At 52.2% G+C, this 15,055-nt stretch carries 11 protein-coding genes; 6 read left to right on the top strand and 5 right to left on the bottom strand.

The annotated features are described in order from the left end of the window. The first annotated feature begins 131 nt into the window (after window positions 1–131). On the top strand, window positions 132–5,285 hold the full coding sequence (locus tag ACO0LL_RS15465) for an MG2 domain-containing protein (protein WP_422951741.1): 5,154 nt from the start codon (window positions 132–134) through the stop codon (window positions 5,283–5,285). A gap of 446 nt (window positions 5,286–5,731) precedes the next feature. Here ACO0LL_RS15465 and ACO0LL_RS15460 read toward each other — a convergent pair whose 3' ends face one another. After that, window positions 5,732–5,854: a hypothetical protein gene (locus tag ACO0LL_RS15460; protein WP_422951740.1), complete on the bottom strand. Its 123-nt coding sequence runs from the start codon at window positions 5,852–5,854 to the stop codon at window positions 5,732–5,734. Between the two features lie 29 nt (window positions 5,855–5,883). Here ACO0LL_RS15460 and pbpC point away from each other — a divergent pair, with 29 nt between their 5' ends. The 4 genes from pbpC (at window position 5,884) to ACO0LL_RS15440 (ending at window position 10,519) form a co-directional block, all read left to right on the top strand. Then, on the top strand, window positions 5,884–8,253 hold the full coding sequence (pbpC, locus tag ACO0LL_RS15455) for a penicillin-binding protein 1C (protein WP_422951739.1): 2,370 nt from the start codon (window positions 5,884–5,886) through the stop codon (window positions 8,251–8,253). A 90-nt stretch (window positions 8,254–8,343) separates the two neighbouring features. Further along, window positions 8,344–8,670: a hypothetical protein gene (locus ACO0LL_RS15450; RefSeq protein WP_422951738.1), complete on the top strand. Its 327-nt coding sequence runs from the start codon at window positions 8,344–8,346 to the stop codon at window positions 8,668–8,670. Between the two features lie 103 nt (window positions 8,671–8,773). Beyond that, window positions 8,774–9,451, top strand: coding sequence for a DUF2314 domain-containing protein (locus ACO0LL_RS15445; RefSeq protein WP_422951737.1), 678 nt, complete (start codon window positions 8,774–8,776; stop codon window positions 9,449–9,451). Between the two features lie 129 nt (window positions 9,452–9,580). Continuing rightward, window positions 9,581–10,519: a hypothetical protein gene (locus tag ACO0LL_RS15440; RefSeq protein ID WP_422951736.1), complete on the top strand. Its 939-nt coding sequence runs from the start codon at window positions 9,581–9,583 to the stop codon at window positions 10,517–10,519. A gap of 405 nt (window positions 10,520–10,924) precedes the next feature. On the opposite strand, the gene ACO0LL_RS15435 is transcribed toward ACO0LL_RS15440, so the two are convergent. The 4 genes from ACO0LL_RS15435 to ACO0LL_RS15420 all read right to left on the bottom strand — a co-directional run bounded on the left by ACO0LL_RS15435 (window position 10,925) and on the right by ACO0LL_RS15420 (window position 13,965). After that, window positions 10,925–11,200: a type II toxin-antitoxin system Phd/YefM family antitoxin gene (locus ACO0LL_RS15435; RefSeq protein ID WP_422951735.1), complete on the bottom strand. Its 276-nt coding sequence runs from the start codon at window positions 11,198–11,200 to the stop codon at window positions 10,925–10,927. 265 nt (window positions 11,201–11,465) lie between these two features. Then, window positions 11,466–11,738 carry a hypothetical protein gene (locus ACO0LL_RS15430; RefSeq protein WP_422951734.1) on the bottom strand — a complete coding sequence of 91 codons (273 nt, stop codon included), beginning with the start codon at window positions 11,736–11,738 and terminating at the stop codon, window positions 11,466–11,468. A gap of 1 nt (window position 11,739) precedes the next feature. Further along, entirely contained in the window at window positions 11,740–12,801 is a 1,062-nt protein-coding gene (locus ACO0LL_RS15425) for a serine hydrolase domain-containing protein (RefSeq protein ID WP_422951733.1), read from the bottom strand. A gap of 75 nt (window positions 12,802–12,876) precedes the next feature. Continuing rightward, entirely contained in the window at window positions 12,877–13,965 is a 1,089-nt protein-coding gene (locus ACO0LL_RS15420) for a DJ-1/PfpI family protein (protein WP_422951732.1), read from the bottom strand. On the opposite strand from ACO0LL_RS15420, the gene ACO0LL_RS15415 reads away from it, so the two are divergent. Continuing rightward, the gene (locus tag ACO0LL_RS15415; protein ID WP_422951731.1) at window positions 13,956–15,044 is read left to right on the top strand and encodes a GlxA family transcriptional regulator; all 1,089 of its coding nucleotides are present in this window, start codon (window positions 13,956–13,958) and stop codon (window positions 15,042–15,044) included. The two genes, ACO0LL_RS15420 and ACO0LL_RS15415, sit on opposite strands and share 10 nt — an antisense overlap. The last annotated feature ends 11 nt before the right edge of the window (window positions 15,045–15,055 follow it).

The raw sequence follows: 15,055 nt of genomic DNA, 5'->3' as shown, positions 1-15,055 counted from the left end.
TGTTGCATTTACCCCCACGGAAGAAATCGTAACACCGGAAGATATCGTAACAAGTGAAAATATTGACAATGTGCATGTCATAATCATTGTGCAAAATTTAAGCAATCCATCCAGATAATCAGGGAAGCACCATGCAAAGCAAATCGTTCAAAATGGCGATGTTGTTCGCCTTATTCATTGCCATCATAGGCGGCGCATACTGGTACAAGAACAAAAGCCCGGGTGGGTCTGGGGCATCTGATGCTGTTGGTGCACTGGAAATCAAGGATGATCCGAATGCGCCGCTGACCCTGGTCGATGCGGCAGACCGTGGCCTTGATGGTGCGCCAGCACTGGCGCTGACCTTCAGCATTCCTCTCGACAGCAGCAAGACCTATGAAAAGTATTTGCAGGTATTCGAGATGCCGCCCTCGGCAGCTGATCTGAAAAAAGCCGAGACCAATAACAACGATGAAGACAATGGCTATGACGACGATGGTCAGCCCAAGAAGGGCAAAGTCAGCACCGTCAGTACCACCGCAGAAGATACCGACAGTAAGGGTGGCAAGCCAGTAGCTGGTGCCTGGGTGGTCGGTGAAAACCCGCGCCTTTTGTACTTCCCGCATATCAAGCCACAGACCCGCTATGTCGTCCAGGTGCAGACCGGCCTGCCTGCGCGTAATGGCAAGACCCTGGGTAGTGAGGCACGTTATTCGATAGTCTCTGCACCGGTTTCCCCTTCTTATTATTTCGCCAGCAATGGCATGGTCTTGCCTGCCAAACAGAATGGCGGCTTGCCGGTCGTCACGGTGAATGTGCCGGAAGTCGATGTGCAATTCCTGCGTGTCAAAAATGATCAATTGCCACGCTTCCTCGACAGCGTCATCAATGGCAAACCGAAAAAAGCCGATGCCGCAAAAACCGATGGTGAAGAAGGCGAAGCTGGCGAGGACTACAACTACGACTACAGGCGCAGCAGCCTGAAAGGTGCTGTGCAGGTTTACCAGCTGGATGAATTGCGCAAGATGTCAGAGAGCGTGTATCTGGGCCGCTTCATGACGGAGCAAAAAGCCAATAAACGGAGCGTCACCTATATCTCGGTAGAAGACATCAAGGAGCTCAAGGACCCCGGCGTGTATGTCGCTGTCATGAGCCAGCCTGGCCGCTTCCGCTATGAATACCAGACCACGTATTTCTATGTCTCCGACCTGGGCCTGCATACGCGTTTGTATGACAAATCAGCCGATGCCTTTGTCAGTTCTCTGACTGATGGCAAAGCCGTCAGCGGTGTCGAAGTATCCTGGATGGATGAAGCTGGCAAAGTACTGGCCAAGGCAGATACCGATGGTGATGGCCATGTGGTTTTTGCCGAACAGCCAAAAGCTGCCAAGGTCTTGATGGCACGCAAGGGGGAGCAGATTTCTGTACTGGCGCTGAAGGAACCTGCGCTCGATTTGTCGGAATACGATATCACCGGTGCGCCTTACAAGGCGACGCGCCTGTTTGCCTATTCTGGCCGTAATCTGTATCGCCCCGGCGAACAATTTGATTTGTCGGTACTCGCCCGCGATGCCGATGGCCGCACTGTGCCTGCCAAAGCGATACAAGCCAGGCTGAAGCGCCCGGATGGCAAGGACCAGTTCACCGCCACCTGGCGGCCAGACCAGCGCTTTGGCGGCTACCTCGTCAAGCGCATAGAATTACCTGCTGATGCACCTACCGGTTTCTGGACCCTTGAATTACGTGCTGATCCTGCCGACAAGGTACCGGGCACGGTATTCCGCTTTGGGGTTGAAGAATTCCTGCCAGAACGCATGAAGCTGGATCTGTCCAGCAAACTGGCAACGCTGGCGGCTGACAGTGACTACAGCGTTGATGTCGTTGGTAATTATCTGTATGGCGCACCGGCAGCAGGTAACCGCCTGTTGGGTGTGGCCCAGTTTGAACGCAATAAGAATCCGCTGGCCAAGCAATACCCCGGTTTTGAATTTGGTGACGTTACTGAAAACGAAGCCAAGACCCGTACTGAACTCGAAGAAAGCAAGCTTGATGATGAAGGCAAGGCCTCTGTCGATGTTGATCTTTCACCTATCGAAAAACGCCGCTCGCCATTCACCGTGCGCACTACCCTGAGCCTGCTGGAAAGTGGTGGCCGCCCAGTCGTGCGCAGCATGGAACGCGTAGTCTGGCCAGCTCCCGTGCTGGTCGGCCTGCGCCCCATGTTCACAGGTGAATATGCGCCTGAAGGCAGCCCGGTAGAGTTTGAAGTCATACGTTCAGACAGGGATGGCAAATTGCAGGCATCACCAACCTTGCCGGTACGCCTGTTCCGCGAAGACCGCAATTACTACTGGCGCTTTGAAGACCAGCGCGGCTGGCAATCTGGCTTTACTGAAACCGATGAGCTGGTAGAAACTAGTGCCGTTGCCGTGCCCGCCAATGGCCGTGGCAAATTGCGCCTGCCAGTGCGTTATGGCCGCTACAGGCTGGAAGTACTGGACCCAGACACCAAGATGCAAGCCGTGTATCGCTTCTATGTAGGCTGGAGCGCCCGCAGTGATGAAAGCCAGGGTGTGCGCCCCGACAAGGTCGCCATGAAGCTCGATAAGCCCGTCTATAAAGATGGTGACACCGCACGTCTGACCTTCACCCCGCCACACAAAGGCGAAGCCCTGATCACGGTAGAAGGTGACAAGACGCTGTGGATAAAACGCATGTCTGTCGGTGCCGATGCAACGACGATAGATATCCCGCTCAACAAGGACTGGAAACGCCACGACCTGTATGTCTCTGCCGTGGTTCTGCGCCCTGGCAATGAAGGTGACAAGGTGACACCGGCGCGTGCACTGGGTATTGCACATATCCCGCTGGACAGGGCGGACCGCAAATTTGCCGTGACTATGGAAGCACCTGTCAAAGTGCTGCCTGACAGCACCGTCAAGGTAAAAATCAAGGTGCCAGAAGCCAAGGGCCAAAAAGCCATGGTAACCCTGTCCGCAGTGGATGTAGGTATTTTGAATATCACCAAATTTGTCTCGCCTGATCCGCACGCCTTCTTCTTTGCCAAATTGCGTTATGGCCCGGACCAGCATGATATCTATGGCCGTCTCATAGAAAAAATGCAGGGCCAGAAAGGCAAGCTGAAATTTGGTGGTGACAACACGCCCAAAGCGACCAAGAGTTTGCCTAAAAAGGTCAAACTCATCGACATCTTCAGCGGCCCTGTGCAACTCAATGAACAAGGTGAGGCTGAAATACCATTGGCCATTCCTGACTTTAACGGCACTTTGCGTCTGATGGCCGTGGTAGCTGGTGGCGAGCGTTTTGGTGCCAAGGACGCCGAGATGACCGTCGCAGCACCGCTGATAGCCGAGCTGGCGACACCACGCTTCCTGTCTTTTGGTGACACTGCCATCGTCGCACTGGATTTGCATAATCTCTCAGGTGCAGTACAAAACCTGAAAATCAGCATCAATGGTGGCGAAGCCTTGAAACTGACAGAAGCTGAACGCAGCCTGAGCCTTAAGGATCAGCAAAAACAAACCCTGCGCTTCCCTATCGAAGCCAAGCCAGTGCCGGGTTTGCATACCATTACCGTCAACATCAGCGGCTCTGGCATCAAGATGGAAAGAAGCTTTGCGCTTACCGTGCAAGCTCCTACACCACAGACCCAGATTACCAAGCGCTTTACCGTAAAAGCCGGTGAATCGCTGGATATCAAGGAAGCTGACCTGGCAGGCTTGCACAAGGCATCGCTGCTGGCGCACATGGTGGTATCGAACAAGGCACCGATCGATATCCGCGCTGCCATCCAGGGCTTGCTGACTTACCCCTACGGCTGTGCCGAGCAAACCACCAGTACTGCCTACCCGCATGTATTCATTGATGAAGAAGCCGCCAAACGCTTTGGACTCAAACCTTATACACGCGAGCAAAGGGTGGAAATGCTGGACAAGGCCATCGCCCGCCTGGCAACCATGCAGGCACCGAACGGCGGCTTCAGCCTGTGGGGTAATGTGTCGGAGTATGAGTACTGGTTGTCTGCCTATGTCACCGGCTTTTTGGTGGATGCACGTGAGCAGGGCTTTGGTGTGCCGGATGCGATGTATAACAAGGCACTCGACTTTTTGCTGCGCGGTTTGCAGGACGGGGTAGCACGCATGCCAGCGAGCCCCAAACCGGTAGCAGCAACGACTACTACTGGCACCAGTAATCTGTGGGAAGAAAACCGCGTGCGTGACAACAGCCATTTCGGTGTACTGGCAGCAGGTGCCTATGTACTGTCACGCCAGAACAAGGCACCACTGGCCACCTTGCGCCAGATGCATGATGCGCGTGGTAATGCACAGTCTGGCCTGGCGCTGATACAACTGGGCATCGCCTTGAAGCAAATGGGTGACAAGGCACGCAGCGATGTCGCTCTGGCCGAAGGTGTCAAGAAAGGCCGCGACAATGGTTACTGGTGGTATGACTATGGCAGCAACCTGCGTGACGCTGCCCTATCGTATGCCTTGCTGGACAGGCACCAGATCAAGCTCGATGGCCGCGATAACCTGATCGGTGTCATCGCCAATGAGATGGAAAAACACCGCTACTACAGCACCCAGGAAAAACTTGCCCTGTTCCTGGTAGGCCGTTCTTACAGCACGGGAGAAACAGCGCCATGGACAGGTACCCTGGCCGTTGCAGGCAAGACGGATGAATTGTCAGCCAAGGCCACGCTGTTCCGTGAATTGCAGGCCAGTGAACTGGCTGGCGGGGTCAAGCTCAGCAACAATAGCAAAGACAATCTGTATGTGGAATTGTCCATGACTGGCAACCTGGTCAAGCTGCCACCTGCGAAGACTGATGTCATAGAACTGAGCCGCAAGATGTATGCACCAGATGGCACTGAAATCGGTAGCCGTGCCTTGAAGGTAGGCGAAACCATCATCATGCGCATCACTGCCCGCAGCCGCAACGCCATGGGCACAGGCATGATCGTCGATCGTATCCCGGCTGGCCTGGAAATCGAGAACACCAACATCGTCCAGGGTGAACAAATGGGTGTGGTTACGATAGACAAACTGAACCCCGCAGAAGCCATGCAAGACCCGCATATCAAGCATGTAGAGTTCCGTGATGACAGGTTTGTGGCAGCAGTACGCATGGACTGGAATGTATTGAACCTGTTCTACCGCGTGCGGGTAGTGACCCCAGGTAAATTCGTGATACCGCCGCTGTATGCAGAAGATATGTACAGGCCGGATTTGTATGGGCAAACCGGTGGGACGGATGTGTTGACTGTGGTGGAGAGTGGGAAGTAATTATGGTGCTGGTCGCATAGATCGTAGGTTGGGCTACGCTTCACCAGCCCAACACTGGGCCTCTGAATAAGGTATTCGTTTATCAAAACCTGCCCTACGACCACTCACCACAGAGGAAAAGCGGAGAAGTGCAAGTCGAATGAACGGCAATTATAAAGACGTCGCTCCAGCGAAGGCTGGAGCCCAGCGGCGTTCGTTGCATTACCGTACTTCGACTGAAAAGATTGCCCTTCGCAGATACCAGCCGGGTCTCGGCCCGGCGGCCGAATTCCTTTCTTTGCTTCGCCAAAGAAAGGAATCAAAGAAAGGCGACCGCAGACTTGCCCTTCGGGTGCTTGCGCTGCGCTCCAGCACAATTTGCGCATCACAAAAAATGGGAAAGCTTCGAAACTCGCTACGCTCAAACAACGAAGCTTTCTGATCCATTTTCTGTGAAGCACAAATTGCTACGTCCCAAGCGGTTGAAGATCAAGAGAAAAATCAAAGTCAAAAACAACAGCAACACCAAAAACAAGATCAATTCGACCACCATCCACATTGCTCGTTTGCCGTCTATTTGATTTTTTCATATCCGAGATTAATAAAAAATTTCCACCGCATGACGCTCAATCTCAAGAAGTACGCCAACTTCACCTACCTGCGCAAAGCCTTGCTCACCCACAAAAAAACCTGGGCAGCAATCATCATCGTCGCACTGACTTTCATCGTCGCCGACCTCTGCTTCCCCCTGCCCAAACCCGGTCGCGATTCCCCTTACGCCATGGTAGTCCTGGCCCGTGACGGCACACCTTTACGCGCCTTCCCGGACAAAGACCACATCTGGCGTCACGCCATCAGCCTGCAGGAAGTCTCGCCCTACTATGTCGATGCACTGACGCAGTATGAAGACCGGGCATACTGGTGGCACCCCGGTGTCAACCCACTGGCATTGACGCGGGCAGCGTGGCAGTGGCTGCACAATGGCAAGATCGTGTCCGGTGGTTCCACCATCACCATGCAGGTGGCGCGCATCATAGACCCCACTCCACATACCGTGCGTGGCAAGCTCAAGCAGATTGCCCGCGCCCTGCAACTGGAAGCGCATTATTCGAAAAAAGAAATCCTGACCCTCTACCTCAACTACGCCCCCATGGGTGGCGTACTCGAAGGTGTGGAAGCAGCCAGCCGCGCCTACCTTGGCAAACCTGCCAGCCGCCTCACACATGCAGAGGCAGCACTGCTGACGGTGTTGCCGCAATTGCCCTCGATCTTGCGACCAGACCGTTATCCACAACGTGCCCAGGTGGCGCGTGACAAGGTGATACGGCGCATGGATGGCAACTGGAGCAAGGACATCATTGCCGATGCGCTGACTGAACCCGTGACTGCGCAGGTCGTGCGTGAACCTCTACTCGCTCCCTTGCTGGCACTGCGCATGAAGCAGCAGGCCAGGCGCAGCAAAAACCAGCAAACCGTGATCCAGACCACGGTCGATACAGCAATCCAGCAAACGCTGGAAACCCTGCTGGCCGACCGCATACGACAATTGCCGCCACATGTATCGATGGCTGCGATGGTGATGGACAATGCCACGTTTGAAGTGCTCGGTTATGCCGGTTCGGCAGACTTCAGTGACCGTGAGCGTTTCAGCGATGTCGATATGGTGCGGGCTGCGCGCTCACCAGGCTCTGCCTTGAAACCCTTTTTGTATGCATTTGCACTCGATGAAGGTTTGATCCATTCAGAATCTTTATTGTCCGACACGCCGCAATCTTTTTCTGGCTATCAGCCTGGCAATTTCCAGCAAAATTTCAGTGGCCCGGTCAGCGTCTCTGAAGCACTGGTGAAATCCCTGAATGTACCTGCGGTAGAAGTACTGGAACAATTGGGTTCATCTAACTTTGTCTCCATGCTCAGGCGCGGTGGCTTGAAACTGGAATTCCCGCGTGGCGCCACACCCAACCTGAGCGTAATACTTGGTGGTGCAGGCGCCAAGCTCGAAGACATGGTCGGTGCCTATTCATCCCTCGCACGCAAAGGCATGGCCGCCGTACCGCGTATGACGCCAACAGCGCCGCGCAAGGAACAGAGGATGATGAGTGAAGGCGCTGCCTTCATCGTGCGCGACATACTGGAAACCGGTGGGCCAGTGGCACGCGCCGTTGAAGGCAATGGCAGCTACCGCGGCATCGCCTGGAAGACTGGCACCAGTTTTGGTTTCCGCGATGCCTGGGCAGTCGGCGTCAGCAATCGTTACAGCATAGGCGTCTGGGTAGGGCGGCCAGATGGCACGCCCAATCCCGGCTTCTTTGGTGCGAATGTCGCCGCTCCCTTGCTGGTGGATATCTTTACCGCCATACCCGATGGCCGCAACACCAGCCCGGCTGCGCCACCAGCCACCGTCAGCCAGGAGAAAATCTGCTGGCCGCTGGGCACACGCGCCAGCGAACAGCCAGAAAAACTCTGCCCGCTACAGCGCACGGCATGGATATTGAATGGCGCAGCCCCACCAAGCTTTGCCGACCGCCTCAAAACCGCCTCGCCGATATTCACTTACTTTGTTGATAGCCAGAGCGGCTTGCGGGTCGCCCCCGAATGCAGCAAACGCCCTATGGATAAATTGCAGGCCGCCCGCTGGCCATCAGCCCTCGAACCCTGGCTGGACGCAGGCCTGCGCAAGGTCGCCCTGCCACCCGCCTGGGCAACAGAATGCGCAGCCATCTACAATGCCGATGAAAGCATCAAGATAGTCGGCCTCAGCGATGGCGAAATCCTGCACAGGGCCAGCGGCAAGGAAGTACCCAAAGCCAGGCTGGAAATCCGTGGATCTCAGGCAGAAGTCAGCTGGATGGTGAATGGCCATCTTGTATCGAGCAAGCTGGCGAACCAGTCGCAGATCATAGAATTTCCTGAGGCCGGGCGCTACGATATTACTGCCTTTGATGCGTATGGGCGCTATGACAGAATAAGCGTGAGCGTAACAAAGTAAAGCTATGTAAAGAAGCGGCTATCTTCACTTTTCCTCCATAGTTTTTGCTTAAGATCTATCCTGTCATCAACACCCTTGAAAGGAAACAGGATGAAAAATTTACTCAACCTGGCACGTGCCAGTATCTTCATGGCGGCATTGGCTGCCAGTCTGTTTGCACATGCCCAGCCACCCGGCGGTGACCAAAAGAAACCGCCAGAAGCAGGCAAAGACGACAGGCCACCGCGTGAACCACCACCACAGGCCTATGAAGATTGCAAAGGCAAGAAAGAGGGCGCCGTAGTGCAAATCACGACACCACGCGAAGGCAAGATTTCTGCGACTTGCACCAATTCACCCAAGGGCTTGTTTGCCAAACCAGAACGGCCACCACGCCCACCGGAAGGCAAGGACAATAATCCGCCACCCAAGAAATAAATTGTCACAATAAAATTTTTCTTTGTGTCGATAATTTCCATACACAACGGATTGCCAGAGTAGAATTTCCTGTTCTGACAATCCTGCGTGCGATGGAATCTACATGAGTGAAGAAAATTTAGTTCCCGTTTTTATCCCGGCGCTGGTCGCTATTCTGGTCAATGTAGAAGACAAGAAAGGCAGCCCCTTAAGCTATGACGAAGTGATAGAAATCCGTGACAATGCCAGTGTCATCATGATGGAAAAACCCGATGCTGGCGAACTTGCCGGGTCACGCGGCTATGACGATATCGATCCAGAAAATTGCTGGTATGACTGGCAAATGTACAGGAGAGATATGGGCCGCAAGCCTGATCTCGACCCCGGTATAAAAATCACCATGAGCAATTCAAACGATGCAAGCATGCAGCAAGCTTTTGCAGATGCCCAGCAATCATTGCCACACTTCAGAAAGCTTATCCACAGCAATACTGAGGAAGAATTTTTCCCTCTGATCAAAATCAAATTTGTACTTGCCACTGGCAATATGTTTATGTGGTTGAGAGTGATTGAAACCAGCGATACTGGCTTCACAGGCGAGTTATTTGAAGTACCCGCAGAGCTGCGTGATTATGAAATTGGCAACACTTTCAATCTTGAAGATACAGCGATCATCGACTGGATGATCAATCACGATGGCGCCATGCATGGTGGCTATACCATCAGGGCGCACAGAGAAACGCTGGATGTTGAAGAGCAAGCGAAGCTGGACAGGCATTTGGGTGTCAGTCATTATTTGTGACTGGAAAATCTATCTAGCGAATTAACCACTCGTAATCGCCGGAGAGTTTGGAAATATATGATTATGAGACTTAACTCCAGCTTTTTTGTAGATGAAATACTTTAATAAAAAAAACAGGATATGTTGGTGATGACGAATAATGCTAAGTATTGGTTTCGCTTTCCACCTGTCGTAAGTGGCTCAAATCCTGATTGTTTCTGTGTCAAGGACGGATGGCCTGATGACGCCGCCGAGGTATTTGAAAAAGGAAATTTTGAAACTTTAACTATTCAGGATTTCGATGAAAAAGGCGTGAATATTCCACATCTTGGATTGGCTGCGCTAAAGGTACGAAGACTGGAACTACAAGCTTCGGGACAAATTAGTGGGTTAGAACAATTTATAAACGTTGAAGTTATTCATGAAGATTTCATTCCGAAGAATGGATTGAACCTTCATTTCTTTCCACATTTAAGGAATTTGATTTGCAATTACGAAAAGGGAATGGAGTGGATATTTTCTTTTCAATCTCTCTGTGAACTCAGTATTGAAAATTTCACTATGAAAGATTGTCAATCGTTCGGTTCACTCATTAACCTCAAAAAAATTAGCTTCGGCGGTGGTAAGCTCGTAAATTTACAGGGTCTAGAGAAGTGCGAACATTTGACGGACATATCACTTGGCGCAATAAAAACCTTAGAAAATTTAGATGATCTGAAAAATATTAAACACCTTTCAAACCTGCATTTAAGTGAATTACCAAAGCTCAAGGAATTCATCGACCTAAGATATGTCAAGAATATACAAACTTTAGATGTGTCCGGTCTACAAGTTTCAGTAGATTTTTCTCATATTCAAAGTATGGTCAAGTTAACGAAGCTCATATTAAAAAAAGTATCGTATATAGGATTAGATTTGGATATTTTGATTTCTATGAAAAAATTAGAATTTATTTGTCTTCCAATTAGTGAAGAATTTAATGTGGAAAAACTACATATAAGTGCCCAGAAACACCAACGTACAATTAAATATATAGGAACTATGGGAACAGGAAAAAGTAAAGTTGCTCATGTAACATTTGAGAAGTGAAATGAAGGAGGTCAAGCTCACGTAGGTGCGATTAGTGTAACGTAATCGCACGCATGTCTAACCTGGAAATACTACTTGTCATTTATTTGCTCATCAATCTGTCGTACAGAACGCTGGCAAAACCCCTGCCCGTATCCACAAACATATGGACGAAAATTTCCTCGCTTTTGATCTGGTAAATGACTCTTGTTCGTCCCGCCGGGCGCTGGCGATAAAGGACAAGGCCAAGCGCTTCAATTTATTCAGAAACAGAACCGGCACGCGGCATATCAGCGATCTGCTGTAGCGGTTTTTTGAAATCTGCTTCAACAGTCATTCATATTTAATCGCCAAATTTTCTCTTCACAAAGCCTCGCATCTCACGATAATCATCTTTGGCATAAGCAAGGACTTTGACTTTGTGACTCATTGCTGATCGTCCTTCTCCATTTCAGCAAAAAAATCTTCAGTGTCTTGAAACTTGCCTTCTTCAATTTGTTTATTGCCAAGCGCGAGGATTTTGAGCAAAGCCACGGTCTCCTGCTGTTTCTGATAGCTGTCGATGTCCATGACAACCATTTTCGCTTCCCCGTTCTGGGTGATGATCAGAGGATCGCCATGGTTCTCACTGAAATTCCTGGCGATCTCGGCGGCGTTTTCTTTCAAGTAGGAAATGGGTTTGATTTGTTCGGAAAATTTCATGATCACTCCAGATGAATAATGGACTAGAAGTCCAAATATAGCCCAAATATGGCCTACGCTCGTCTTTAAGAATCATGCGTGCGAATACGCAAGCTATTAGCACCTACGTGAATCAGCCTGTGGATAACGCAGATAGTAATTATCAAACTCCGCCGCCTTGCGTAAAACAAAGCCATGCCTGAGATAAAAACGGTTGGCGTCACTACCACGCAGTGCACCAACATGGATGACCTTTCCGAGTTCATCGGCTTCTGCCAGTACTAGCTTAATGACCGCGTTGCTGAAAATCCGGATGCAGGTAAAAGTGGTCAAGCAAGAGATCCTTGTCCTGCGGACGCAGTACTAAAAAGCCTGCCAGCAATCCATCCAATTTGATGAGCCTGGTATATTCGGCTGCAAAATTTTGCAACAAACGCTGCCGTGCTCTTTCTGCATCAAAGCGGCCTATGCGTTCAAGACTGGGGCGCATGGCGATGCCGCGCAGTTCAGCCAACTGCGCGGCATCATTAAGCGTGCAAGGTTCAAGTTTTAAATTCATATCACGAACAATTTTGTGTCAGCAATTTCGCCATGTGGATAAACGCATTTTTACCCACTTTAGGCACATCCCACTTGCCATCGACAGGTACGCGGCGCTGGTGGGCGATGACCATGTCCTGCTTGGGGATAACCAGCAAGTATTGCCCATGCAAACCCCAGGCCATGTAGGCGCCTTGCAGTGGTGAATCTACGGGTTCTTCGAATACCCACCACATATAGCCATACGCGACATGGCGGGCTGCGGTGCTGGCCGGGTGCATGTCGGATGAGTGGGTGTAGATGCTGGTCGTCAGGCGCATCCAGTCTGACGGTATCAATTGCCTGCCATTCCAGTTACCTTCATGCAGGGCGAGCAGTCCTATGCGGGCCATGTCCCTGGTGGATAAAAGGAAATGATAAGGCAGGTGCATGGATTTGCTGCTGTCGCCAAATTTCTTTTGGGCGCTAAGTTTGTAGTCTTGCAGTTGCAAAGTCTGTGCGATGTCTTCGTCAAACAGTTGATAAACACTTTTGTGGGTGGCGTTTTCCAGTGCAGTGCCGGCTGCATTGAAGTCCCAGTTGTTGTACAGAAAATAGCTGCCGGGTGTTTGCGTGCCACGCGCGGGTGCATTGGCGAGATCATCGCCGCTGTTGGCTGCGACATGGAAAACGCCCGAGCGTGCGGTCAGCAGGTCGCGCAGCCTGGCTTGTTTTTCTGTGGGCAAGAGGCCGCCGATATCATCGATATTTGAGGCCTCCAGAGTCTGGTCGAGATTGATAGCTCCATTGGCGACGTATTTGCCATACAGCATGGACAGGATGCTTTTGCGTTGTGATTCTATGATGCCCGGTACTTCCACAGGGCCATGGCTGTACAGGATGCGGCCATCCTTGATGGCGAACAGGGCTGTAGTAGCCTGTTTTTGCACATAGCTATCGAGCTCAGCCTGGCCCTGTTTGCATTGCGCCGTGGTGCTGGCAGTCACCTCCCATTCTTTGCCAGGAAAAACTGTGGCTGCATTGGCCGCCAGTGCAAAGCCCATCAAGAGTATTGCCAGCAATTTGAATCTGTAAGCAAACATGGTCGTCCCTTTGCGTTAACACAGCAATACTTGACCAGTTTACAATGAGTTGGTTCAGCTTCAAGATGTATCTTACTATTGCGGATATTCCATAAAGGCACTGACCATGGCCCTGGTCGCCAGCCCATAGGCCTTGCCTATTTCTTGCAGAGCCTGGTCCATGGCTCTTGCCGGAGCTATCTCTGTCAGCCAGTTGTGTTCTTTTTTGATCCTGTCCATGCCAGTTGCATCTGCCACGGCATCTGGCAGCAGTTGCAAACCATACCGCGACTTCACAGCCTGCATGCTGCTGGCATAGGTTTTGACTTGCGAGCGGTAGGTGCGCGACCAGGCATCGGCATACAGGGCCAGGGCAATGTCGTTGATACCGGCACTCAGGGGCAGGGCGATTTCTTCATGTGACCAGAAACGCAGCCAGTTGCCTGCAATGGTCGTCGCATGGACAAAACTCATTTTGAATTGCTGGCTGTCATGTGTGGATAAGTAATTTTTTATCCCCAGCTCATTGGCCAGTGCAGTGGCACGCTCGTGACCTGCAATGGAAGCGACCAGGGCCAGTGACGCAGGCAGGGATGCAGTTACGCCTGTCGTGGTGATGATCTTGCCATCGGCGAGGTAACGCTGGTTGCGCACCCAGGTCGTATTTGGAAATTGTTTTTGCAGGCCATCCATAGAATACCAGAAACCCACAGCACGGCGTTGCTCCAGCAAACCCGCATGCGCCAAAACCCAGACGCCGTCACAGATACCAACGATGATGGCACCTTTGGCGGTCTGCGCCCTGACCCAGTTTTGCAGTACCGCCGCCTGCACATTATGCAGAGCCGGGACGATGACATAGTCCGCGCCTTGTGGATAAGTATGGTCAAATCCTGCCATTGTCGTTTCTGCCTGCATCTTGAGTGCAGGGTAGAGATTGACCACGCCGCTGCCGGTTGCCACGGACAAGACTTGCGCCGCACCTGATGCCTTGAGCACGGCATAGGGCACGACAAAATCGGTGAGCTCGGTCATTTCATTGTCGGCGACCACGGCGACGACAGGCTGTGTGCGGCCAAAACGGGGCTGATAGTCAGGTAAAGGCGTGGGCAAGGTATCAGCGATGGCCAGGGAAAGGCTCAAGGTCAGGAACAGGAACAGGAAGAGCAGGATTTTTGTTTTCATCAGTACACCGGGGGATTTATCCACAGGCACACTATAATCATCAACATCTTGGCCGCAGTGCCAATCTTGTCGCAAATTCTGCCATGGATCACAATACCCGCATCATCGTCTTCATTACCCTGGATGGAGTACAAAGCCTGGACCTCTCCGGCCCCATGGAAGTGTTTGCAGTGGCCAACCAGCACAAACCATCAGTCTTGCCCGCCTATCGCCTGATAGTCGCCAGCCCGCATGGTGGTGTCATTACCACCCACGCCGGGCTGGAAATACATGGGGTATGCGCACTCAGGGATTTGCCAGCAGAGATTGATACCATCATCACCACTGGTGGCAGTGAGGCCGCCATGCGCGAAGCTGCGGCGGAGAATATCCTGCTGCCCTGGCTGCAAGAGCGCAGTAAAAATACACGTCGCATTGCCAGCGTTTGCATAGGTGCACTGGTGCTGGCCGCTGCCGGTCTGCTGAATGGCCGCCGTGCCACTACCCACTGGAATAGCTGCGCACTGCTGCAAAAGCTCTTCCCTGAGGTCAGGCTCGATGCTGATGCGATCTTCACGGCCGATGGCCCCATCTACACCTCGGCTGGTGTCACCGCTGGCATAGACCTGTGCCTGTCGTTACTGGAAGCTGACGGTGGCCCGGCACTGAGCCTGGCGGTAGCGCGTGAGCTGGTGCTGTACATGCGCCGCGCCGGTGGACAATCGCAATACAGCCACACCCTGCAAAGCCAGGTCTCATCACAAAGCCAGAGCAACTCGCGCCTGCAGCAATTACTCAACGAGATCATGGCCCAGCCTGCTGGTGACCTGCGCACACCAACACTGGCGGCGCGGGTGCACATGAGTGAGCGCACATTTTCGCGCATCTTCCAGCAGGAAACTGGCAGCACACCGGCGCGTTTTGTAGATGCCGCCCGATTGGAGTTTGCCAAGAACTTGCTGATCACGACCAGTTGGCCACTGGCCAGGATAGCCGACCATTCAGGCTATAGCAGCCTGGATACCCTGCACCGCAGTTTCACGAAGCATCTGGGGACAACACCGGGATTTTTCAGGGACAGGTTTGGAGGCGCTGTTTGAGATCAGGCAAC

Origin of the sequence: Undibacterium sp. TC4M20W, assembly GCF_049340245.1 — a bacterium.
Lineage (GTDB): Bacteria > Pseudomonadota > Gammaproteobacteria > Burkholderiales > Burkholderiaceae_D > Undibacterium.
Note: the sequence above shows the minus strand (reverse complement) of the source record. Positions and strands in the feature narration are given on the sequence as shown.